Origin of the sequence: Leucobacter luti (genome assembly GCF_019464495.1) — a bacterium.
Classification (GTDB): domain Bacteria; phylum Actinomycetota; class Actinomycetes; order Actinomycetales; family Microbacteriaceae; genus Leucobacter; species Leucobacter luti_A.
This window is the reverse complement of sequence record NZ_CP080492.1, coordinates 510,895-532,991: the sequence shown is the minus strand read 5'-3', so window position 1 is coordinate 532,991 and position 22,097 is coordinate 510,895. Positions and strand designations below refer to the sequence as shown.

Sequence of the window (22,097 nt, the reverse complement as noted above, 5' to 3'; positions counted from 1 at the left end):
TTTGTGGCGACTCAACCATGTCCATATGCGGGACGTGCCTCACTTCTCACGTCGAGACCCGAGGGTCAACGCGCTCCCGCCTGACTATCCTGTCCATTCTGGAGACCAATTACATGACGAACGCAACGACCACGAGCAAGCAGGTCGCAGTAAACGACATCGGCTCAGCCGACGACTTCCTTGCAGCGGTCGAACTGACCATTAAGTCCTTCAACGACGGAGACCTCATCGAGGGCACCGTTGTGAAGATTGACCGCGACGAGGTGCTCCTCGACGTCGGATTCAAGACCGAGGGCGTCATCCCCTCGCGCGAGCTGTCCATCAAGCACGACGTCGACCCCGATGAGGTCGTCCAGGTCGGTGATTCGGTCGAGGCACTCGTGCTCCAGAAGGAGGACAAAGAAGGTCGCCTGATCCTGTCCAAGAAGCGCGCTCAGTACGAGCGTGCTTGGGGCGACGTGGAGAAGATCAAGGAGAACGAGGGTGTCGTCACCGGCACCGTCATCGAGGTCGTCAAGGGTGGCCTCATCGTTGACATCGGACTCCGCGGCTTCCTCCCGGCTTCGCTCATCGAGCTCCGCCGCGTGCGCGATCTCACCCCGTACCTGGGCCAGGAGATCGAGGCCAAGATCCTCGAGCTCGACAAGAACCGCAACAACGTTGTGCTTTCGCGTCGTGCACTCCTCGAAGAGACGCAGTCCGCAACTCGCTCCTCCTTCCTCGCCGAGCTCAAGCCCGGCCAGGTTCGCAAGGGTGTTATCTCCTCGATCGTCAACTTCGGCGCGTTCGTTGACCTCGGCGGCGTTGACGGCCTCGTGCACGTCTCCGAGCTGTCCTGGAAGCACATCGAGCACGCCTCCGACGTGGTCGAGGTGGGCCAGGAAGTCACCGTCGAGGTGCTCTCCGTCGAGCTGGATCGCGAGCGCGTTTCGCTCTCGCTGAAGGCTACGCAGGAAGATCCCTGGCAGGTATTCGCTCGCACCCACGCGATCGGTCAGATCGCCCCGGGTGTTGTCACGAAGCTCGTCCCCTTCGGCGCGTTCGTTCGCGTTGCAGACGGCATCGAGGGCCTCGTGCACATCTCCGAGCTGTCGGGTCAGCACGTTGAGCTCGCTGAGCAGGTCGTTTCGGCCGGCCAGGAAGTCTTCGTCAAGATCATCGACATCGATCTGGATCGTCGCCGCATCTCGCTCAGCCTCAAGCAGGCGAACGACGGCGTTGACCCCGAGGGCACCGAGTTCGATCCCGCACTCTACGGCATGACCACGGAGTACGACGAGAACGGCGAGTACAAGTACCCCGAGGGCTTCGATCCTGAGACTCAGGAGTGGAAGGAAGGCTTCGAGACTCAGCGCGAGAAGTGGGAGCTGGAGTACGCAGCTGCACAGGAGCGTTGGGAAGCACACAAGAAGCAGGTTGCTACCTCGCTCACCGAGGTCATCGCGGCCCCGGCTGTGTCCGAGGCTGGCGGCTCGAGCTTCTCGAGCGACTCGGCTTCGTCCGGTGCGCTCGCTGACGACGCGGCACTCGCCGCGCTGAAGGCGCAGCTCGAGGGTAACTAACCCCCAGTAGTTCGAAGGCCCGGTCACCGTTCGCGGTGGCCGGGCCTTCGGCGTTCCCGGGCGTTAGGGGCGGGATGTCCGAGTCTCGAGGCGCGAGGTGTGAAGCTTGACTCCGGCGATCCCCGGCGGATCCTCGGCGATCCCCGTGATCCCCGTGATCCCCGCGATCCCGCGATCCCGGAGATCTCCGCGCCGGCGATCTCAGCGAGCCTGAGCAGTGTGCCGATGTTTCTCAGACAGGCCCGCCAGGCCTCCGTCGGGCCTCCGGCGGCCCCCTCCCCGGCGACCAGCTGGGGCCCGTCAGGACGAAGGTGAGAAATCGAGGGGGGAGTGCGGAAGGGAGGGAAGGGGAGACGGGGTGCTAGACAGGGGGCGAGATCGGCATGGCGCGCTGGGCGGCACGCTCTCGGAGCCCGCGACTCAGGCGGCGGATGAGCAGCACGAGAATGAGTGCCACACCGGCGAGTGCGACAAGCGGCACGATCACAGCAAGCACGGTCAGCAGCATCGCCCCGACGTCTTCGAAGAAGCTCACAACTGCGGCGCCGGCGCCGGCACTCAGCGCGTTCAGCACCGGTCGGGCAATCGTTTTGAGCAGGTGCGGCACGAGCGCGATTGCGATGCCAAGCACGAACGGCCAGAACTGGGCTGAGGTGACGAAGCTCGCCGGATCCGGAACAGCAAAGGTGTCGCTCGCGGATCCTGCCGCGAAGACCATGCCACCAGAGGCCGGGCGGACCACCGTTTGCAGCACGTCATTCACCGTGTCGAGGGCAGGCACCTTGTCGACGAGCACTTCGATGAGGAGCAGCACACCCAGGATCCCGAGTGCCCACCCGTTCTCAAGCCAGGACCATCCCGCTGGGAGTTGGACCACGTCGGTGAACCGGGAGAGGAGCCCGAGACCCAGGAGTGGAATATAGGCATTCAGCCCTGCGGACACCGCGAGTGTTGCGCCGGTCACGAGTTCGAGCATGCCTGCCTCCGGTGGTGGGGAGTATCGGGGACGTCCCGCTACGCTAGCACCATGAAGGTGATCGGGCTCACCGGGGGCATTGCCTCTGGGAAATCAACTATCGGACGCAGGCTCGAGTCGCTCGGCGCGATCCGGATTGATGCGGATCAGCTCGCGCGCGACGCTGTCGCTCCTGGCTCTCCCGGCTTGGCATGCGTAGTGTCTCGGTTCGGAGCTGATCGAGTGCTCGACGAGCGCGGTGAGCTGGATCGCGCCGCACTGGGAACCATCGTGTTTGAGGATCCGGAGGCTCTCGCGGCCCTCAACCAGATTGTGCACCCTGAGGTGCGGCGGCTCTACGAGCGCGCGCTCGCTGACGCCAGCGCGCAATCGGGAGATGCCGTCGTGGTCTACGAGATTCCGCTGCTTGTTGAAGCCGCGCGGGAGATGGAATTCGACCTTGTCGTCGTCGCCGATGCTCCCGCGGACCTGCGTGTCGAGCGGCTCGTGCAGTTGCGAGGTATGGCGGAGACAGACGCTCGGAGCCGAATCGCCAATCAGGCGAGCGACGCCGAGCGCCGGGCGGTTGCTGACGTGCTCATCGACACCTCTGAGAGCGAAGCGCACACACTTGCGCAGGTCGACGCGCTCTGGGCGCGGCTCGTGGGGGACTGACCGACAGGAGCTTCCGAGCAGAGCGACCGGTCTCGCCTACGCGCGAGAGAACTCCGCGAGCCAGTCGAGCTGGATCTGCGCGATGAACGCAAGCACGAGTACGACCAGGAGCACGATCACCCAGGTCCACGACGAGAGCTGCGTGAACACGCTCCGCGCACGCTCGGACACCGGAATGTCTCCGACGGCGTAGGGGCGGAACGCAGTGAACCACCACAGTGGGATCATGACTGACCACACCACCATGCACCAGGGGCACAGCGTACCGAGGGAGAACACGCTCTGCGTAAACAGCCAGCAAATGAACACGAATCCGCCGAGCAGACCGAGCTGGTAGACCCGCCAGAACCACGGCGCGAATGTTGCCCCTGCGAGGAGCGCGACGCCCACGAAGATCGGAGCCATGAAAGCAGCGACGCCAATGATGGTGTTGCTGAACCCAAACACCGAGCCCTGCCACGAGCCCATGTTGGGGCCGCACGTCACGAGAATGCTGACTGCACAGTTGGGCACGTACCCCGGTTGCTGCAGCGTCTTGATGTACTCCGTGAGGAGCTCCCAGGACGCGAATAGACCGATCGCGCCAGCAATGATGGTGAAGATGGCAAAGCCGACTGGGCGCGATGCGACGCGGGGTTCAGTGCTCATATGCCTGATCCTACTTGTGGCGCCTGCGCATTCCCGTGAGTGCGCGGTGAATGGCGTCTGTGGCGTCCGGTTCGGCGACGTGCGCTGTGGTGCTACTGCGCATTCCCAGTAGTCCGTGACATAATGAAGTGCGGTGCTGGGCACCCTGAACAGGGCCTGCACGCACAGTCTTTTGGCGGCCTCCTGGTCGTCACCGGTCGAAGAACGACCGAGCGCGGATGGTTGGCATCCGCGGAGAACAGGATTCGCGGGTTCCCCGCAAGAAGAATTGCCGGAGCGAGCAAGACTTTCTCCGGGTATAAGGAGACACCAGGAATGGTGAAGCAGACCACATCAGAACCGAACGAAGAGCCGCAGCGCGATGCGGGCTCAGAAGCGCCCGAGGAGGTCGGGGCGGGAATCGCTCCGGCAACGCAGGCGGACGAGACACCGACCGAGTTGACGGACGTCGTCCCCGACGCAGCTGCCGACTCGGATGAAGCCACAGCGGACGCAGCTGACGCGGGTGTTGAGGCGCCCGCCGATGTGACTCAGGATGCAGCCGATGCCTCGGCCGCACCAGAGAGTCCTCAGGCGTCGGCTCATCCGCAGCTCGTGTTGCCGCTCGCCGACATGTCGCCGCAGGAACGTTTCCGTGCGACGACCCGGCTGATCTTTCTCGCGCCTGACGTGCCGCCGGTTCCACCGCGCCCCCGCCGCAGCGAGCTCCGCCCCAGCGAGCTGCGTCAGCTCGACGACATTCTCGACCAGCACATGCAGCCAGAGGTCGAGCAGGAAGAACGCGAGCAGCGCTCTGAGAATCGCCGCACCCGCCGTCGTAGCGGTGGCAGCGAGCAGCAGCACTCCGAGGACGAGGCTCCTCGCCGCCCGCTCCGCCAGGCGCCGCTGATCACCGAGCCCCAGAAGGTGAAGGGCTCGACGCGTCTCGAAGCGAAGAAGCAGCGTCGCCGTGACGGCCGCGATGCCGGCCGCCGCCGTATGGTGATCACGGAATCCGAGTTTCTCGCGCGCCGTGAATCAGTCGACCGCGAGATGATCGTTCGCACCACGGCGGATCGCGTGCAGATCGGTGTGCTCGAGGACAAAGTTCTTGTTGAGCACTACGTGGCACGCTCGAGCGAAAGCTCGCTCATTGGCAACGTCTACCTTGGTCGCGTGCAGAACGTGCTCCCGAGCATGGAAGCGGCCTTCGTTGATATCGGCCGAGGACGCAACGCCGTGCTGTACTCCGGCGAGGTGGACTGGTCTGAATTCGAGGGCGGCAACACCGCACGCAAGATCGAGAATGCGCTCAAGCCGGGCGATCAGATTCTCGTGCAGGTCACGAAAGATCCCGTGGGCCACAAGGGTGCGAGGCTCACGAGCCAGATCTCGCTGCCAGGTCGCTTCCTGGTTTACGTGCCCGGTGGGGCCATGAACGGGATCTCGCGCAAACTGCCCGATACCGAGCGTGCGCGCCTGAAGAAGATCCTCAAAGAGGTGCTCCCTACCGGCGCAGGCGTGATCGTCCGCACCGCGGCCGAAGGAGCCACCGAGGATCAGCTCACGCACGATGTGCAGCGTTTGACCCGTCAGTGGGAATCGATCCAGAAGCGTGTTGCGAAGGGTGGCGGGCCCGTTCTGCTGCACTCCGAGCCAGACATGCTGATCAAGATCGTGCGAGACGTCTTCAACGAAGACTTCCAGCGCCTGTTGATCTCGGGCGAGGACACCTACACGGTGATCGAGAACTACCTGTCGCAGGTCGCCCCAGATCTGTTGCCGCGCGTCGAGCGCTTCACCGGTGAGCGGGACGTGTTCGACGAGTATCGCGTCACGGAGCAGATCGCCAAGGCGCTCGATCGCAAGGTCTGGCTTCCCTCTGGCGGATCGCTCGTGATCGACCGCACCGAGGCCATGACCGTGGTCGACGTGAACACCGGGAAGTTCGTTGGCTCGGGCGGTAACCTCGAGGAGACGGTGACGAAGAACAACCTGGAGGCCGCCGAGGAGATCGTGCGTCAGCTTCGGCTACGCGACATCGGTGGCATCATCGTCGTCGACTTCATCGACATGGTGCTCGAATCGAATCGGGACCTTGTGCTTCGCCGCATGGTGGAGTGCCTGAGCCGTGATCGTACGAAGCATCAGGTCGCCGAGGTGACCTCGCTCGGCCTCGTGCAGATGACCCGTAAGAAGCTGGGTCTGGGGCTGCTTGAATCGTTCAGTGAGCCGTGCGACGTGTGCGCGGGCCGCGGTGTCATCGTGCACCATGAGCCCGTGACGAAGCATCGCAGCGAAGCACCGGTTCGGAGTTCAAAGCGCAGCGGTCGCAATGGCCAGCAGCAGCATCAGCAGACCCCGCAGCCGCAGCAGCACCATCAGGACGCAAAGACTGCGGCGCAGACGCACGCGATTTCTGATGGCGCGAAGAATATGCTCGCTCAGGTTGCAGCTTCTACGATCCCGGCCTCGAAACACGAGGAAGATTCCGAACGCCACGTGTCCGAGCCTGAGCAGCCGGCGCAGCAGCAGCGCGGCCAGCGCGCCACGGGCCGAGTTCCTGCCCGCTCAGCGCGGAACGTCGAAGCTGAGCATGACGCGGGTTCATCATTCACAGCTCCCGTGCAGCACGCACAGCCGGCGTCGGGCGGAAACCTGCTCGATTCTGTGCTGAATGCGCTGCCCGACGCCCCGAGCGCGGGAACCGGACGGGCGCGGAATCGCCGCGTCTCAACGGCTCCGCTGCGTACCGGGAACGATGCGCGTCCCGATGACGCCCAGGCGGCGCAGCTCGCGCTCGCCGAGGCGCTGGAGGCGACGGTGCGTCGCAAGGAGCACGAAGAAGAGTGACACGCGGGTGCGCCTATTTGACCATCACAGGTGCATCAAGATATTATTGAGCGTTGGTGCTGCTCCGGCGGCGACACCTCAGACTTCGAAGTCGGCGCGGCCGCTCTTCGACACGAAAGACAATCCTCAAGAAAAGGGTGACAAGTGGTTTACGCAGTAGTGCGCACAAGCGGCCGTCAGGAGAAGGTCGAGGTCGGCTCGATCATTACCGTCAATCGCGTTGCAGGTGACGCAAAGGGCAAGCTTGAGCTTCCCGCCGTCCTGCTCGTTGATGGCGAGAAGGTCACGACCGACGCGGCAGCGCTCGCCAAGGTGAAGGTCACGGCAGAGGTCCTCGATGATCTCCGCGGACCGAAGATCGTGATCCAGCGATACAAGAACAAGACCGGTTACAAGAGCCGCCAGGGGCACCGTCAGGATCTGACGCGCCTCAAGGTCACCGGCATCAAGTAACGCTTACCTACGATTCAAGGAGTAGAGACTCATGGCACATAAGAAGGGCGCCAGCTCCACCCGCAACGGCCGCGACTCGAACGCGCAGCGCCTCGGCGTGAAGCGTTTCGGTGGCCAGCAGGTCAACGCAGGCGAAATCATCGTGCGTCAGCGCGGAACCCACTTCCACCCCGGCGTCAACGTCGGCCGCGGCAAGGACGACACACTGTTCGCCCTTTCGGCGGGCGAAGTCGAGTTCGGCGCGAAGGGCGGCCGCAAGGTCGTCAACATCGTTTCCGCAGCCTAACCACAGGCTTTTCGACGGCGAGGCGGGCTTCGGCTCGCCTTTTGCCGTATCTACCGAAGGATTTTCTCAGCATGGTGACATTCGTTGACCAGGTGCAGGTGCACCTCCAGGCCGGACGAGGCGGGAACGGGTGTGTATCGACCCGGCGTGAGAAGTTCAAGCCGCTCGCGGGCCCCGACGGTGGTGCTGGAGGCAACGGTGGCGACATTGTGATCGTTGCTGATCCGCAGGTCACCACGCTGCTGGAGTACCACCGCCGCCCGCACCTTACGGCTGAAAACGGTGGCTACGGTGCAGGCGGGTACCGCGCAGGGACGAACGGTGAGGAGTTGATCCTCTCAGTTCCGATCGGCACAGTGGTGAAGGATTCGGCGGGGGAGACCCTGATCGATATGACCGAGCCCGGCATGCGCTATATCGCGGCCAAGGGCGGCTTGGGTGGCCTCGGGAACAACGCGCTCTCGAGCGCAAAGCGTGTAGCCCCCGGGTTTGCACTGCTCGGCACTGAAGGCTGGGCCGGTTCTCTGACGCTGGAATTGAAGACGATCGCCGATGTTGCGTTCGTCGGCTACCCGTCCGCCGGGAAATCGAGTTTGATCGCGGCGATGAGCGCGGCCAAGCCGAAGATCGCCGACTACCCATTCACCACGCTGCACCCCAATCTCGGTGTCGTTCAAGCGGGCGAGGCACGGTTCACCGTCGCTGACGTTCCCGGGCTCATCGAGGGCGCGAGTGAGGGTAAGGGGCTCGGACTCGACTTCCTGCGCCATGTTGAGCGTTGCAGCGCGCTGTTGCACGTACTCGACTGTGCGACGCTCGAATCGGATCGGGATCCGCTCTCAGATCTTGACGTCATCCGCGCAGAGCTGGGCGCTTACCCCGTTCCCGAGGGCCAGACACCGCTGCTCGAGCGGCCTCAGTTTGTGGCCCTCAACAAGATCGACGTGCCCGAAGCGCGTGAGCTCGCGGAGTTTGTTCGCCCCGAACTCGAAGCGCTTGGCTACCGTGTGTTCTTGATCTCGACTGTCTCACATGAGGGGCTCCGTGAGCTGGGCTATGCACTCGGTGAACTCGTTGAGGAAACACGGGCGAAGCAACTGGCTGAGACACCAGAGCAGCCGCGCATTGTGCTGAAGCCGCGCGCCGTGAACGATGGCGGATTCCGCATTGTCACGGAGGGTGGCACCTACGGAACGATCTTCCGGATCCTGGGTGAGAAGCCTGAACGGTGGGTGGCGCAGACTGACTTTACGAACGACGAGGCCGTGGGCTACCTCGCTGATCGTCTGCAGAAACTCCGCATCGACGACGCACTCGTCAAGGCTGGTGCCGTGGCCGGATCTGCTGTGGTGATCGGGCCGGGCGCAGGCGTCGTGTTCGACTGGGAGCCGACTCTCACGAGCGCTGCCGAGGTACAGATGGGTGCGCGCGGATCGGACGCTCGGTTCGAGGCGACTCCACGTCGCACGAACAAAGAGCGCCGTGACGAGTATCACGGCATGATGGACGCGAAGGCTGAAGCTCGCGCTCAGCTCGAACGAGAGCGGGAATCGGGGATGTGGAGCGAAGAGTCGTGAGCGTCGGGGACGAACTCCTCGGCGCACGACGGGTCGTCGTCAAAGTCGGCTCTTCTTCGGTCAGCGGCGACAACGCCGCCCAGATCCCGACTCTGGTCTCATCGCTCGCACGCCTGCACGCTGCCGGAGCCGAGGTGATTCTCGTCTCGAGCGGGGCGATCGCCACCGGAGTTCCGTTTCTTGATCTTGCGGCCAGGCCTGATGACCTCGCGACACAGCAGGCTGCTGCCGCGGTCGGCCAGAACATTCTGGTCAATCGCTACCAGCGTTCGCTGAGTAGCCACGAGATCATCGCAGGGCAGGTGCTCCTCACGGCGCACGATATGGAGAACCCGACGCACCGTGGGAACGCGAAGCGGGCGATCGAACGACTGCTGCAGCTCGGAATTCTCCCGATTATCAACGAGAACGACACCGTCGCCACCCACGAGATCCGCTTTGGCGACAATGATCGCCTTGCGGCTCTCGTCGCGCGGCTGATCGGAGCGGACCGGCTCGTGCTGCTTTCAGACGTTGACGCGCTGTACACGGCACCTCCGACGGTGGTCGGCGCGGAGCGAATCCCGCACGTCCCCTATGGGGATGCGCTCGACGGAATCGAAATTGGGGCAGTGCAATCAGGCTGGGGCACGGGAGGTGCCGCCACAAAAGTTGAGGCCGCACGGCTCGCTGCGGACGCCGGTACGCATGTGCTGCTCACAGAGACGAAGCTGTTCCCCGCTGTCCTTGATGGGGCGACGCACGGAACCCGCTTCGACGGGCGGCCGGATCCTGCGTAGCTGAGTCTCCAAGCTCAGACGTCACTGCGCGTCTGGACTGGGGCGCACCATAGCGCATGAAAGACTCGGTGGCCGGCGAGCCGCTAAGGTGGGATCATGACCAACGCTGATCCCTTCCTTGCACAGCTTGAGCGCGCCCGGGTGGCCGCCAAGTCGCTCGCGACCGTCACCACCGCGCAGAAAAACGCCGCGCTGGAGGCCATTGCTGCTGCGCTGGAGTCGAGCGTCCCAGAGATTGTGGCGGAAAACGCCAAGGATCTCGCTCTGGGGGCCCAGAACGGAATCGGCGACGGCCTGCTCGACCGCCTGCGGCTCGACGAAACACGCCTCTTTGGGCTGGCGGCAGCCGTGCGCACCGTGATCGCCCTCCCTGATCCAGTTGGGGAGGTGCTGCGAGGTTCAACGCTGGCAAATGGAATCCGCATCAATCAGGTGCGGGTACCGTTTGGCGTCGTCGGAGCAATCTATGAGGCTCGTCCCAATGTCACGATCGACATTGCCGCACTCGCGCTCAAGAGCGGCAACGGGGCGGTGCTGCGTGGGGGCACCGCTGCCGAGAACAGCAACCGGGTACTCGTCAACCTGATCCAGCGCGCACTCTCAAGTGTGGGCTTGGACGGCGACGCCGTGCAGACGATCGACGAGTTCGGACGTGAGGGTGCGTCGCGTTTGATGCGCGCTCGCGGCTACATCGATGTGCTCATCCCGCGGGGGAGCGCCGGCTTGATTTCGACGGTGGTGCAGGAGTCCACGGTGCCGGTCATTGAGACTGGATCGGGCATCGTGCACGTGTTCGTCGATGCGACCGCAGACGAAGAGATGGCGGCCGCGATCGTGACGAATTCGAAGACGCATCGGCCGAGCGTGTGCAATGCAGCAGAAACGCTGCTCGTGCACCGGGATGCGGCAGCGCGCATGCTGCCACGACTCGCCCGAGAACTGCAGGAATCCGGTGTGGCCCTCAGCGGAGACGGCGCCGCTCGCGCAAGCCTTGACGGGATCGCCGAGGCAGATGACGAGACCTGGGCGACCGAACACCTTGCGCTCGAGATGGGGATCCGTGTGGTGGACTCACTCGATGAAGCGATTGCCCACATCGCGCGATACTCCACCCATCACACGGAGTCGATTGTGACGCAGGACTACGCGAATGCCGAGCGCTTCCTCGCAGAAGTGGATTCTGGGGTGGTGATGGTGAATACCTCGACCCGCTTCACAGACGGTGGCGAATTCGGATTTGGTGCCGAGGTCGGAATCTCGACGCAGAAGCTGCACGCCCGCGGCCCGATGGGGCTCGCTGAACTGACGAGCACCAAGTGGCTGGTGCGTGGCGGCGGGCAGATCCGCTAAGCAGACGCGGTACACTGAAGCGTAGTATCCAATACCGTCACGAATGCAGGGGTTTCCATGTCACTTCTCGCCACGATCGCCGTAGCCTCGGAAGAGGGCGCCCACATCGTCAACGAGCTGCCGTTCCCGGCCCCCGTTTTCGGCCTGATTACTTTTGCTGCCTTCACCGCGCTCGCGATCGTTACGTTCGCATTCCGCGACGTTGCGAACCGTCACTCGCCGAAGGCTGAGGCGTACGCGCGCGAGCACGGCGCTGACCAGCACTAACCACCCCACCAGACTGTGACTTCGAAGCGTCGCATTGGGGTGATGGGCGGAACGTTTGATCCGATCCATCACGGACACCTCGTCGCGGCAAGTGAAGTCGCACAGAGCTTTCGGCTCGACGAGGTCATTTTCGTGCCAACTGGGCGGCCGTGGCAAAAGACCAATGTGTCGCCCAGTGAGCATCGATACCTGATGACGGTGATCGCGACGGCATCGAACCCGCGATTCACCGTGAGTCGCGTGGACGTCGACCGCTCCGGAATGACCTACACGGTCGATACGCTCCGCGATCTCAGGCAGATGTATCCCGAAGCCGAGCTGTTCTTTATCTCGGGCGCGGACGCTGTTGAGCAGATTCTGAGTTGGAAAGATGTAGACAAGCTGTGGGAATTGGCCCACTTCATTGCTGTGTCTCGGCCGGGACATGAGCTCTCGCTTTCAGGATTGTCTGGTGAGCACGTAAGCTTGTTAGAAGTTCCCGCGTTGGCGATCTCGTCAACAGACTGCCGTGCGCGGGTAGCGAGGGGGTATCCGGTGTGGTACCTCGTGCCGGACGGTGTCGTGCAGTACATTGCAAAGCACGAGCTGTACACCGAGGAAGCGACTGAGGATGAGTGAGCAGGACCAACAACGACCGCTGACGCGCCGTGAGCTGCGTTTGCGGGAGATGGGCGAGACTGGCGCGCTTGATCTCTCAGAAGTTACTGAGCTCGCGCCCGATAGCCCCTCCGCGGCGGAGGCCCCAGCGCCGAGCGCCACGGAGCAGGGCGAGATTGAGATCTCCCCGTTCCACGAGGATGGAACGCCGCGCAGCCGGCGCGAGATGCGTCAGCTGCGCGAGGAAGCACTTGCAGCGCAGAGCGCCGAATCGGGAACTCCGCAGGAGACCAAAGCGCCCGCCGTTGAGGCGGAAGCTCCCGCCATTGAGGCGGAAAGCGCGGCTGAGGAGCCAGCTGCCGAGGAGCCCGCCGTCGAGGTTGCCGCGGTGGAGGAGCCCGCTCAGGCTCCTGCCGAGCGCGAGGACATCGTCGCTGACGCACCCGTTGCGGAGTCTGCGGATAACCGGGTTGAGGCCGAGCTTGCGTCCGAACCGGTCGTGGTGAAGCCGCTGACCGGTGAGATGGACTTCGACTCACTGATGTCGCCTCCCACCGAGCCGTTCACCGTTGAGGAACTGCGGGCCGCTGAGAAGCAGGCCGAAGCAGCTGCTGGGACTGACGGCCCCGCTGATGCGGTGGCTGAGATCCAGGCGGACGCCGCCGAGGCTGAACTGCCTACTCCAATTGCGGCGCCTGTCGCGCCTTCGGCCGAAACGATTGATTCGGCCGAGGACTCGGAGACGGCTCCGGCCGCCGAAGAAGCCGAGCCCGCCGCGAAGACGAAGCGTCGCTTCCCCTGGAAGCGCAGCCGTGGTGCCGATGAGTCCGCCGCGGGAGACGCTGCTGCGGTCGAAGACGCTGCTGCCGCCGATGCTCCTGCGGAAGCTGCGGAAGCTGTGGACGTCGCTGATGAGGCAAGCCGTGAGACCGATCCTGCGCCCGCTGCCGAGGTGATCGTGGAAACGGTCGAGGCTGTAGTCGTGGAGGAAGCACCCGAGGTTCCGGCAGCTGAGCCCATCACGGCCGAGGTCGTGCCGGAGCCCGTTACGGGGCCCGTGGTTCCCGATGAGACGATCGCGTTTGCCGCGGTCGCCGAGCCCGAGGCCGCTCCGGCGAAGCCCGAGCCCGAGACCGCACCCAAGACGAGCTACTCGTTCCCGGATATTGCTCCGCCAGAAGAGTGGCGATCCGTCTTTGATGATCCCGCGACTCGCAATCTCACTGCGCCTGGGACACCCGAAGAACAGGGCGACTTCGACGACCTCATCTCGCGAGCGGTCGCGCAAGAGGGCTCTGCCGGTGGAACCAACACCTCAGCCTTGATCCTGCCGACAATGCCTGAGGATACCGGCGGGCTCACCGGTCCGCTCGGTGGTACCGGGGAACTGTACGTCACAGGTTCACTGAAACTGCCGAAATCGTTGGGTGAGACGGGCGGCCACTCGGCGCTGCACGACTCCATCGAGATGGATCCGATCACCGGTGAGCTGACTGGGGATCCGCAGATCACTGGTGAAGGCCCGGCGCCCATTTCCGCCCGCCGCGCAGTCAGCGCACGGATGGACTCCAGCATTCCCGTCGTCGCAAAACCGGCGAAGGAACACAGTAAACTGCCCCTCGTGCTCTCGCTCACCGGTGGCGGGCTCCTGCTCGCTGTCGTGGCGCTCGGGATTTGGGGTGCGAGCAACGGGATGTTCGGTTAGCCGATCCTCGCTCGCTCGCTCGACGACCAATCAAAGGAAACACACTGAACACGCAGACCACTCCACGGCGCGACTTTCTGGCCGATCTTCAGTTGGCGGTTCGCGCTGCCGATGAAAAAGGCGCAGTCGCACCCGTCGCGCTCGAAGTTACTGAGCACTTCGGCCTCGCTGACGCGTTCCTGATCGTTACTGGCAGCGTTGAGCGCAATGTCCAGGCGATCTCGGACGCCATCGAGGATGAGCTCAACGAAGCCGGGGTGCGCACGATCCGCCGCGAAGGGCGCGAAAGTGGCCGCTGGGTGTTGCTCGACTTCGGTGACATCCTCGTGCACGTCTTCCACCAGGAAGAACGTGACTTCTACCAGCTTGAGCGGCTCTGGCAGGACTGCCCGGTCATTGATATTTCTGCCATGATCGAGACCCCAGCGGTGGCAACCGCCCCCGTCTCGATCAACGAATAAGTCTACGCTGCTGGGGCACGCCCGGGATCGCACAATTTGCGGCGCCGTGGGGTGAATATAGTAGAGTAGAGGAGTTGTCGGGGGAGTATTCCTCCGACTTCCACGGGTCTGTGGCGCAGTTGGTAGCGCACCTGCATGGCATGCAGGGGGTCAGGGGTTCGAATCCCCTCAGATCCACTCGTGTGAACAGCCCCGCTTCGGCGGGGCTGTTTTGGTATTGGCGGTGCCAGGCAATTTCTGTGAACACCGCGCATTCACTCCGAGGGAATCGTGCCCCTCAGATCCCCAGGATTTGCTGGTCAGCAGGGTCGGCGAGGCGAGGCGAGGCAGGCGCGCAGGATTTCGCGCTCAGTGATGCCGAGCGGAGCCAGGAAATCGACCTTGGCGTAGAGCAGAACCGCTTTTCCGGTGGCCTAACTCGGGCCGAGAATCAGCGCTCTTACCTGCTGCCGGCGTCCACCACGTAGCGGGGATCCCGGGTGCCAGGGGATCGTGCCCGCCAGATTGGTGGAGAGAATGACCCGGCGAGCTCCCTGCGTGCGGTCCCTCTCGAACACCTGGTGTTGCCTCACCGCGGTGGGGCGACCGTAGAGCGGAAGTGCCGCGGCAGGCGCGCCAAACCCTGGTCCCTGAAGCTCACCTGGGAACCGACGATCCTGCTGAGCTCGTCGACCAGCTCCTCTGCGATTCGTTCGGAGATCGAGCGGGCCTCAAAGCGGGGTAGCGGGGTGTGCACGATCCGGGCGCGGCCGAGCGAGAGCGCGATCTTGGACCGCTATGTGGTCTTGCCTGAACCAGTTTCGCCCGCAACGATCAGCACACCGTTCGCCCCGATCACCGCGGCGAGTAACTCGCGCATCTGGCTGACAGGAAGCTCCGGCTGGAATTGGTTGTGCGGTAGAGACGGAGTTGTGGCGTAGCCATTTTGCCCCAGCTTCGCCGTGGTGCAGGCGCACCGGCTTTTCTGAGGTCTCCCCGGTCGCATCACTACTTACGGTGTCGGCTCGCACCATGGACACATGCGGCTCGGGGTACGCAGATCGGTGGCCACGACTCGGCTTCGTCCCCGCGGCAGGACCGCTCCGGGTATTCCCGCCCCACACTGGGAGAGCGAAGGGGCGCCGCCCAGACCAGATCGTGGTGAGGCGATGTCCACTGAGAGTCACCTCCCGCGTCGCGGTTCCCCCAAAAGAATCGAGGCCCGAGAGGTCAACTATCCCAGCTGGTGAAGGTGACTCCGTGCAGGCTCCGGGGTTGATTCTCACCGGTGGGATCCGGTCCCAGACTGGGTCCCACCGCGTTCACGACCGGCCATAGCGATGAGGAGGCACCCATGTTCAGACCGTCCCGAATCCTTCGGGGACGCGAACCGGAGCTGCGCCGTGCCTGCGCCGTCCTGCACACGGGACGCAGTCTCGATGTGCTCGGATCCCGCGGCATCGGAAGCAGCCGCTTTCTGCAGGAGCTGGCGCACCGGGCCGAAGAACAAGGCTGGCGGATAATCCGGCTGCGGGGAGTAGCCGCGCTTCGGGAGACCCCATACGGGAGTCTGTTTGCCTCCGGGTTTCGGTTCCCTCATGGCATCGTGCCCACGCTGGGGCAGAGCATCGAAGAGGTACTCGGCACCTCTCAGCAGCGCTCTGCGGTGATTATTGACCAGAGCGACTGGGTCGATGCGGCCTCCTGGTCGGTGATTGAAGCGATGCGCAGCATGCACGGAACGCCGGTCGTGCGCGGCATCGCTCAGATCGGCGGCGCTCCGAAGCGGCGCCGTGGTGGCGCCTCGCCTTCCTCGCAGCCGGCGATCACCCTGGAGCTGGCGGGACTGGACTTTGAGGATCTGAGGCTCGTATTGAGTGATCGCCTGGGCGGTGCCGTCGACCCTGGGACCACAGCGCGCATCCTAGTCAAGTCGGGTGGCATCGTCGGACTGGCCCTGCGCATCGTAGACGCAGCCCTGGAGAACGGCCGGCTCAGCGAGTTGCGCGGTGTGTGGACGGTCACCGGGGACCTCTGGGATCCCTCCCTCCGCGGAGTTATCGACACCCTGCTGATCTCGCTCACTGCGGGACTCCGAGAGGACGCGGAGACCCTCTCCCTCGCGGAAACGGCAGACGGCGACGCTCTGGCAGCGCTCATCGGCTGGGACAGCATCGAGCGGCTCGAACAGCGGGGTCTGCTCCGCATCGCGACAACCGATCGACGCCGTCTCATCACAGTGTTCCCCCCGCTTCTGGGCGAGTACTTTCGCCAGCAGCCGTTTACTGTGCGACGGCTTCGGTTACAGGAACGCATCGCGCGCGGAACCGGCGCCCCGGACAGCGGTCGACGCTTCCTCCCGGGCGATCGGACTCCGGGGTGGCCGCCCTCCTCGGAGCACAACCTGGTGCATGCCCGATTGGTTCAGGAACAGGAGCAGAACCGTGCCAGAAGTGCTGGCGCTGCCTGGGAGCTTCTGCAAGATGCTGGATCCGCAGTCCGCTTCGCGAGAGCGCTGGCGAGTGCGGACGCTCCAGCCGCTCAGATTGAGGCCGTACTGCTGCACGCGGGTCGAGGGAGTAATGCCGAGGACACCGCGAAGCTGGTGATGCTCCGGGCCGAGTGGCGTGTCACCAGCTCCGGGGACCTCTCGGGCGCCCTCTCGGAACTGGAGGCGGAGGGCGCGGTCCTCGGCCCGTGGGCGCGGGCGACCGCGGCCGCCGCGGTGATGCTCCGAATCCGTTTTGACCGGGTGCCGGCGGACGCTGAGCGCACACTGGCCGACGACGAAGCGCTGTCCGACGGGGTGCGTGATGTGTTGCGGCGCGGCCGGGTGCTGCTCTTCGTGGTCACGGGGCGCCTGGGATTGGCACGAGACGAGCTCACCCGGTCTCGGCCCAGCGGGGACGGCACCGATGGTGTCGACGCGGAGCTCGAGGCGCTCGACGCGGTCGCGGCGATCGGCCTCGGAGAGGCTCGCGCTGCGGAGAGCTGGGCCCGGGCCGGGTTGGAGCAGGCCCGGAGAGCATTGTCTGCGGACCGCGAGCGAACCCATGCCGCTGTGCTCGCCCTCTGTCTGTTGGGAGACGGTCGACTCGAGGCTCTGGAGCGGCTCCTAGCCTCAGTGTTCGCGCTCGGGGGACCCCGCGATTCCTCGAGGCAAGCACCGCCGGATTCATGCTGGAAAGCGTGGCTGCGGCGCTCTCGCTCCGGCTTGGACACCCTGATCGGGCAGAGGGCCATCTCGCCACGATGCGACAGGCGCGGCTCCCGGAAGGCGCCCTCCCTATGCAGGGGCGGGCGTGGGCGAAGGCCACCCAAGCCGTGCACCAAAACCGGACTCAGGGGGCGGCGGACGCCCTGTGGGACACGGGCGAGGCGCTCTGGGCACGGGGCGCGAGCTACGCCGCAGTCTTCCACATGCTGAGCTCGGTTGAAATCGCCCCGTCCGTTTCTAGGCGCGATGCACTCGGTGCCCGTCTGGCTGAGACGGATGTCACCGCAGGTCGGCTCGTCCTGGCCGCGCTCGGAGCGCTGGAGCGGCGCTCGGCCACGGAGGTTCCCGCGCTCGCCGTGCAGTTGCGCAACGCTGGGCTGAGCGGCCTCGCCCTGCACCTCTACGATCAGGCGAACAGCTGGGACGTGGACGCCTTCCCGGACGGGGGAGACCCCGTGGTGGCCGGACACCGCAGAGCGTTCGAACGAACGCTCACGGATGGTCCCTACCGATCGGTGCGCTTTCGAACTCAGGTGCAGCTCACAGAGCGTGAGAATCATGTTGCTCTGCTCCTGGGCGCGGGGCGCAGCAACCGGGAGATCGCAGAGACCCTGGTGCTCAGTATTCGCACCGTGGAAACCCACGTACATCGCATCCTGCGCAAGACGGGCGCGCGCAACCGGGCAGAGGTATCCAGCGTGCTCTCCGAGTGACCCCTCGGCCTGCCCCCGACCACCACAGACAGAATAGGTTGACACGATGCACACCCGAAACTTCTTGCCACCAGAAAGCGCCTCCTCGGAGCCTATCCCGGTCACGGCGCGTTCGGAGATCCTCGGCGCGGGGGACATCGCCGTGGTGTTCGGGACACGCCCAGAAATCATCAAGCTCGCCCCGGTGATCCGCTTGCTCGGGTCGCGGGCTCGGCTCATCCACACCGGTCAGCACTACGACGCGGAATTGTCCGCTCAGCTTTTTACTCAGCTCCGGCTACCCAACCCGCACCTGTTCATCTCGGGTGTGGGAGGCACGAGCCGGGGCATGCAGATTGCCACGGCACTGGCCGCCCTTTCCACCGAGTTTGCCGAGCGACCGCCCGCGGTGGTTGTCGTGCAGGGGGACACGAACTCGGTGTCGGCCGGGGCACAGGCGGCGCACTACGCTGGGGTTCCCGTGCTCCACGTGGAGGCGGGCCTGCGCTCCCAAGACCGAGCCATGCCGGAGGAGGTGAACCGTCTCGTCACGGGCGTGATCGCCGATGTGCACTGTGCCGCGACGGAGCATAACGCGCAGAACCTGCGTGCTGAGGGGATCAACCAGGCGCGCGTGCTGGTGACTGGGAACACGATTGTGGAGTCGACCTGGGAGTCACTCGCGGATCTCGACTCGGGCCGTGAGGGCAGCCGGGCCGCAGCCGAGGCGGCCCCGGATGTGCTTGCGACGATTCACCGTCCAGAGAACACCGATTCGGCCGCGGCGCTCGGCCGCATCTTGGACGCCCTCGCGGCGCTGTGTGATCGGGGATTTGGAGTCCGTCTGGTGGCTCACCCCCGGACTCGGGCGGCCATCACCCGATTCGGGTTGGCGGAACGAGCAACTCTACTGGACGTGGTTCCCTCGGTGTCGCATGCGGAGTTCCTTGAGAGCGCACGCGAAGCTCGGCTGCTGCTCTCGGACTCGGGCGGTCTCCAAGAGGAGTGCACCGTCCTTAAGAAACCGCTGTTGGTCGTTCGACGCAGCACCGAACGGCCGGAGTCAATCGAGACGGGATTTGCTCGATTGGTGCCCCCTGAAGCCGATTTGCTGGCGGAGGCACTGGCGATCCTGGCAGATCGGAACCGGGAGCGTGAGCTCCGACGGACTGCGTCCCCCTACGGGGACGGTCGGGCGAGCGAGCGCATCGCGGAACTCTGTCTGGCGCTCGCGGCTGGCGCGACGCCGGAGCAAGCGGTCGCGGCAGTGTCCGTCCAACACCCCGCAAGCCGGTTCAGGAGAGAATCACCGGAAAGCGCTGCTCCGGTGGCCTAGCCCAGGCCGAGAATCAGCGCTCTTACCTGTTGCCGGCTCCCGCAGTTCAGCTTGCGCATGATGCGGTGGACGTGCGTCTCCACTGTCCGTACACTCAGCACCAGGAGGTCAGCGATTTGGGCGTTGCCGAGTCCCTGCGCGATCAGCCGGGCGACCTCTCCCTCACGGCCTGTGAGGGTGGTGTGTCGGGGGTGCACCCGGGCGGTCTCGTAGACCCGCTCGGGCGCCCGTGACAAAATCTCGGCGGAGAGCCGTTCCCTGAGCGCGGCGGCGGCGGGATCGCTGTCCGAGCTGCTGCGCTGGAGGAGCGATAGGGCGAGTCCGGTCCGCCCGGAGCGGACCAAACGCTCCGCGACCTCGACGAGTTCACCTGAACGCTGTTCCCGGTCATGCTGCAGTGTCACCGCTGCGAGATATCCGTGCACAAATTCCCCGTCGAGCATCTCAGCCAGTTGGGTCACCTCGCGGAGTTGCTCCGGATCTGGTGTGATTTCGAGTGCAGTCAGCAGGAGCAGGATCCCGGGGAACCGGTAGCCGCGCTCGAACAGGTTCTGTCCCCGCCGCCAGAGCAGCTCTTTGGCTTCCGAGATCCGGTTTTCCCCGATGAGTAACTGGGCCCGCAGCAGGGGCACGCAGTCATGGAGCACTGGGACATCAGGCAAACCGAAGCTCTCGGCCACCTCGGCGTGTCGAATGGCCTCCTCCCTGCGGCCGCGTCGCGCAGCGATCAAACCGGCGCAGCCGTGTAGGGCGACCTCCGTTGCCGTGACCTCCAGGGTCCGCGGTGCGCTATTCAGAGGGAGCGCCACGGCCAAGATCGCCTCGGCTTCCGCGTAGCGCCCGTCGGCCTCGAGGGCATACACCAGCGCCGCTGCATGCCCCCGCAGGGCCTGGACATCAAGTGCGGTCAGTGCCTCCTCGTACCCGCGTCGCGACCAGGTCATCGCCTGCTCGCTGTGGCCGAGCCCCAGGAGCACCACGCCGCGCAGCGAGTCAATGCTAAACCCCAGTTCCTCCTGGGAAAAGCGCTCCGCACCGTCGATGGCCTCGAGGGCCGACTCGAAACGACCCAGGGTTGTGAACAGGTTGGTCCTCACTCGGAGCAGGCTGATTCGCAGTGAATCGGGCAGCTCCTCGTCCAGATCGAGCGCCCCCGAGAAGTTCTTCGGAACATCGCGCAGGGTGTGCTGCAGCGATACGGACCACACCTCGGCCATCCGATGCAGGGGTGCCCAGGCCTCTGGGATCTCGTGCAGCAGCCGTAGCGCTCCGACCAAATCAAGCTGGGCAAATGCTTGCCACTCCGCGCGTAGCCGAATCAACCACACCATGTCCACACGGTCCTGCGCACCGGGAAGCTCAGTGCCCAGCACTGCCTCGATCTCGGCGGAATCGGCACCGCTCACGATGAGCGCCTGCGCGTAGCTGGCTGTGCTCGCTGCGCTCGGGGTGCGCTGCCAGTCTGCACGAGCCACCAGCGCACGGGTCCGGTTTTGCTCGTACACGAGACGGCTGATGACGGCAGCTTGCCGCCGGGTCTGCGAAGCCCCGCCGAGGACGAGGTCCCCGTGGGAGGGGTCGCCGAGCGTGGAATGCGGGGAGAGCACTTCCGGCTCCGCACCCAGCTTGCCGCGCAGATTCTCCGTGAGTCGAATCGTTCGGATGGCACGCGGGCGGTGACGATAGTACTCCACCAGGAGCGGCGGTTGTGCGGTGACGAGTACCCGGCTGCCCGCGGAGTGCACGCGAACCAGCTCCGTAGCTTCTAACGATTCCAAGGTTGGCCAGTCCGCAAAGCGGCGCACGGTCTCCAGCTCGCAGATCCCGGCGAGCGCGAGCATTTCATGGGCATCCCGCTGCTCGGAGCTGAGAAATTCCAGCCACGACTCGGCAACCCCGATCAGCTCGGGGCTCCACAGGTCTCCCTCGGAGGTCCAGAGCCCCTCCACTTGGACGAGTCGACCCGTGAGGCGTGCCACCTCAACCAACTGGCAGGCCACCCCAATGAGCCCGCCAGCCTTTGCGAACAGCTGGGTGAGGGTTGTATGGTCGATCGGGCCGCCCAGCCGTCGCTCCAGCTCCCCTCGCATCTCCCGAAACGTAAGCGCGGGGATTCGCGCCACGAGCGCGTTCCCGGGTGTGGCCGGGTAGACCCCCTGCGCGCTCAGCCGAGGCGCCCTGCCCAGAACCCGGGAGAGCACAATGCCGGAGTCCGAGCGCTGCCGAAACGCGAGGATGGCGCCCCAGGAGGCCTCATCAAGGTCGTCCCAGTCATCGATGAGCAGGACGCTCTGCGATGAAGGTGCGGCGGCGGCTAGAGCATCCACGGCGAGCGGCAGGGTCGGCCGAAGCTGTCCGGGGGTGCTCTGCGTGAGGAATCCGGCGGCCATCAAGATCCCGAAGGGGGTCCCGGACAGCGACGCATTCCCCCGCACCCACACGACCTGCCAGCCGTCCTCGGACAGCCGGTCACCAACTTCGGTGAGATACGAGGTTCGTCCGCTGTAGCGGACACCCACGACATCGATCGGGAGCCCTGCGCGCACCGCCTCGACCGAGCGCTGAATCGATGGCTCGAGTGTTCATGCTGCCCCCTTGTGTGGTGTTCTCATGCTAGTGCGCGAATCCGCCGGGAACGGGAACTCGCTCACAGCGGGATACGTAGATCACCTATCCCGCTACGTATCCACGGTGGCAAATCGCCGATCTTGTTCGGAAGGGGCACG

At 64.9% G+C, this 22,097-nt stretch carries 18 protein-coding genes and 1 tRNA gene; 16 read left to right on the top strand and 3 right to left on the bottom strand.

Annotation, left to right across the window (positions count from 1 at the left end; genetic code table 11):
- Positions 1–113 precede the first annotated feature (113 nt).
- Positions 114–1,562, top strand: a complete 1,449-nt coding sequence (rpsA, locus tag K1X41_RS02475; RefSeq protein WP_132203661.1) for a 30S ribosomal protein S1 — start codon at positions 114–116, stop codon at positions 1,560–1,562.
- A gap of 361 nt (positions 1,563–1,923) precedes the next feature.
- Here the strand turns inward: rpsA and K1X41_RS02470 are convergent, their stop codons facing one another.
- Positions 1,924–2,538, bottom strand: a complete 615-nt coding sequence (locus K1X41_RS02470) for a DUF4126 domain-containing protein (RefSeq protein ID WP_220175249.1) — start codon at positions 2,536–2,538, stop codon at positions 1,924–1,926.
- Between the two features lie 51 nt (positions 2,539–2,589).
- On the opposite strand from K1X41_RS02470, the gene coaE reads away from it, so the two are divergent.
- Complete coding sequence (coaE, locus tag K1X41_RS02465; protein WP_220175248.1) at positions 2,590–3,192, top strand: dephospho-CoA kinase; 603 nt, start codon at positions 2,590–2,592, stop codon at positions 3,190–3,192.
- A gap of 36 nt (positions 3,193–3,228) precedes the next feature.
- On the opposite strand, the gene K1X41_RS02460 is transcribed toward coaE, so the two are convergent.
- On the bottom strand, positions 3,229–3,840 hold the full coding sequence (locus tag K1X41_RS02460; RefSeq protein ID WP_132203655.1) for a vitamin K epoxide reductase family protein: 612 nt from the start codon (positions 3,838–3,840) through the stop codon (positions 3,229–3,231).
- Between the two features lie 315 nt (positions 3,841–4,155).
- Here K1X41_RS02460 and K1X41_RS02455 point away from each other — a divergent pair, with 315 nt between their 5' ends.
- From K1X41_RS02455 to wecB, 14 genes are all read left to right on the top strand, one after another.
- Positions 4,156–6,672: an Rne/Rng family ribonuclease gene (locus K1X41_RS02455; protein ID WP_220175247.1), complete on the top strand. Its 2,517-nt coding sequence runs from the start codon at positions 4,156–4,158 to the stop codon at positions 6,670–6,672.
- A gap of 144 nt (positions 6,673–6,816) precedes the next feature.
- Complete coding sequence (rplU, locus tag K1X41_RS02450) at positions 6,817–7,125, top strand: 50S ribosomal protein L21 (RefSeq protein WP_132203653.1); 309 nt, start codon at positions 6,817–6,819, stop codon at positions 7,123–7,125.
- A 31-nt stretch (positions 7,126–7,156) separates the two neighbouring features.
- Positions 7,157–7,411: a 50S ribosomal protein L27 gene (gene rpmA / locus K1X41_RS02445; protein ID WP_130455255.1), complete on the top strand. Its 255-nt coding sequence runs from the start codon at positions 7,157–7,159 to the stop codon at positions 7,409–7,411.
- Between the two features lie 71 nt (positions 7,412–7,482).
- Positions 7,483–8,988 carry a GTPase ObgE gene (obgE, locus tag K1X41_RS02440; protein WP_132203651.1) on the top strand — a complete coding sequence of 502 codons (1,506 nt, stop codon included), beginning with the start codon at positions 7,483–7,485 and terminating at the stop codon, positions 8,986–8,988.
- On the top strand, positions 8,985–9,767 hold the full coding sequence (gene proB, locus K1X41_RS02435) for a glutamate 5-kinase (protein WP_220175246.1): 783 nt from the start codon (positions 8,985–8,987) through the stop codon (positions 9,765–9,767). Before obgE ends, proB begins: the two co-directional genes overlap by 4 nt.
- A 96-nt stretch (positions 9,768–9,863) precedes the next feature.
- Positions 9,864–11,117 (top strand): glutamate-5-semialdehyde dehydrogenase, encoded by a 1,254-nt coding sequence (locus K1X41_RS02430; protein WP_220175245.1) that lies wholly within the window; start codon positions 9,864–9,866, stop codon positions 11,115–11,117.
- Between the two features lie 57 nt (positions 11,118–11,174).
- On the top strand, positions 11,175–11,384 hold the full coding sequence (locus K1X41_RS02425; protein WP_132203645.1) for a hypothetical protein: 210 nt from the start codon (positions 11,175–11,177) through the stop codon (positions 11,382–11,384).
- Positions 11,385–11,426: 42 nt separating this feature from the next.
- Positions 11,427–12,002, top strand: coding sequence for a nicotinate-nucleotide adenylyltransferase (gene nadD, locus K1X41_RS02420; RefSeq protein WP_132204099.1), 576 nt, complete (start codon positions 11,427–11,429; stop codon positions 12,000–12,002).
- Positions 11,995–13,686, top strand: a complete 1,692-nt coding sequence (locus K1X41_RS02415; protein WP_220175244.1) for a hypothetical protein — start codon at positions 11,995–11,997, stop codon at positions 13,684–13,686. Before nadD ends, K1X41_RS02415 begins: the two co-directional genes overlap by 8 nt.
- A 92-nt stretch (positions 13,687–13,778) precedes the next feature.
- A complete protein-coding gene (rsfS, locus tag K1X41_RS02410) occupies positions 13,779–14,147 on the top strand; it encodes a ribosome silencing factor (protein ID WP_309478066.1) in 369 nt (122 codons plus the stop codon).
- Positions 14,148–14,251: 104 nt separating this feature from the next.
- Positions 14,252–14,324: transfer RNA gene (locus tag K1X41_RS02405), tRNA-Ala, on the top strand.
- Between the two features lie 1,156 nt (positions 14,325–15,480).
- Positions 15,481–17,553 (top strand): hypothetical protein, encoded by a 2,073-nt coding sequence (locus K1X41_RS15315; protein WP_258566612.1) that lies wholly within the window; start codon positions 15,481–15,483, stop codon positions 17,551–17,553.
- The gene (locus tag K1X41_RS02400; RefSeq protein WP_258566611.1) at positions 17,547–18,056 is read left to right on the top strand and encodes a helix-turn-helix transcriptional regulator; all 510 of its coding nucleotides are present in this window, start codon (positions 17,547–17,549) and stop codon (positions 18,054–18,056) included. The genes K1X41_RS15315 and K1X41_RS02400 overlap by 7 nt, the downstream gene beginning before the upstream one ends.
- Before the next feature lie 46 nt (positions 18,057–18,102).
- Entirely contained in the window at positions 18,103–19,371 is a 1,269-nt protein-coding gene (gene wecB, locus K1X41_RS02395; RefSeq protein WP_220175242.1) for a non-hydrolyzing UDP-N-acetylglucosamine 2-epimerase, read from the top strand.
- Here the strand turns inward: wecB and K1X41_RS02390 are convergent.
- On the bottom strand, positions 19,368–21,917 hold the full coding sequence (locus K1X41_RS02390) for a helix-turn-helix transcriptional regulator (RefSeq protein WP_220175241.1): 2,550 nt from the start codon (positions 21,915–21,917) through the stop codon (positions 19,368–19,370). The two genes, wecB and K1X41_RS02390, sit on opposite strands and share 4 nt — an antisense overlap.
- Positions 21,918–22,097 lie beyond the last annotated feature (180 nt).

What these genes read in the sequence shown, in the direction of transcription:
- rpsA (WP_132203661.1), top strand. Translation starts at nt 114, where the DNA reads ATGACGAACGCAACGACCACGAGCAAGCAGGTCGCAGTAAACGACATC.
- K1X41_RS02470 (WP_220175249.1), bottom strand. Translation starts at nt 2,538, where the DNA reads ATGCTCGAACTCGTGACCGGCGCAACACTCGCGGTGTCCGCAGGGCTG.
- coaE (WP_220175248.1), top strand. Translation starts at nt 2,590, where the DNA reads ATGAAGGTGATCGGGCTCACCGGGGGCATTGCCTCTGGGAAATCAACT.
- K1X41_RS02460 (WP_132203655.1), bottom strand. Translation starts at nt 3,840, where the DNA reads ATGAGCACTGAACCCCGCGTCGCATCGCGCCCAGTCGGCTTTGCCATC.
- K1X41_RS02455 (WP_220175247.1), top strand. Translation starts at nt 4,156, where the DNA reads ATGGTGAAGCAGACCACATCAGAACCGAACGAAGAGCCGCAGCGCGAT.
- rpmA (WP_130455255.1), top strand. Translation starts at nt 7,157, where the DNA reads ATGGCACATAAGAAGGGCGCCAGCTCCACCCGCAACGGCCGCGACTCG.
- obgE (WP_132203651.1), top strand. Translation starts at nt 7,483, where the DNA reads ATGGTGACATTCGTTGACCAGGTGCAGGTGCACCTCCAGGCCGGACGA.
- K1X41_RS02430 (WP_220175245.1), top strand. Translation starts at nt 9,864, where the DNA reads ATGACCAACGCTGATCCCTTCCTTGCACAGCTTGAGCGCGCCCGGGTG.
- K1X41_RS02425 (WP_132203645.1), top strand. Translation starts at nt 11,175, where the DNA reads ATGTCACTTCTCGCCACGATCGCCGTAGCCTCGGAAGAGGGCGCCCAC.
- nadD (WP_132204099.1), top strand. Translation starts at nt 11,427, where the DNA reads ATGGGCGGAACGTTTGATCCGATCCATCACGGACACCTCGTCGCGGCA.
- K1X41_RS02415 (WP_220175244.1), top strand. Translation starts at nt 11,995, where the DNA reads ATGAGTGAGCAGGACCAACAACGACCGCTGACGCGCCGTGAGCTGCGT.
- K1X41_RS15315 (WP_258566612.1), top strand. Translation starts at nt 15,481, where the DNA reads ATGTTCAGACCGTCCCGAATCCTTCGGGGACGCGAACCGGAGCTGCGC.
- K1X41_RS02400 (WP_258566611.1), top strand. Translation starts at nt 17,547, where the DNA reads ATGCTGAGCTCGGTTGAAATCGCCCCGTCCGTTTCTAGGCGCGATGCA.
- wecB (WP_220175242.1), top strand. Translation starts at nt 18,103, where the DNA reads ATGCACACCCGAAACTTCTTGCCACCAGAAAGCGCCTCCTCGGAGCCT.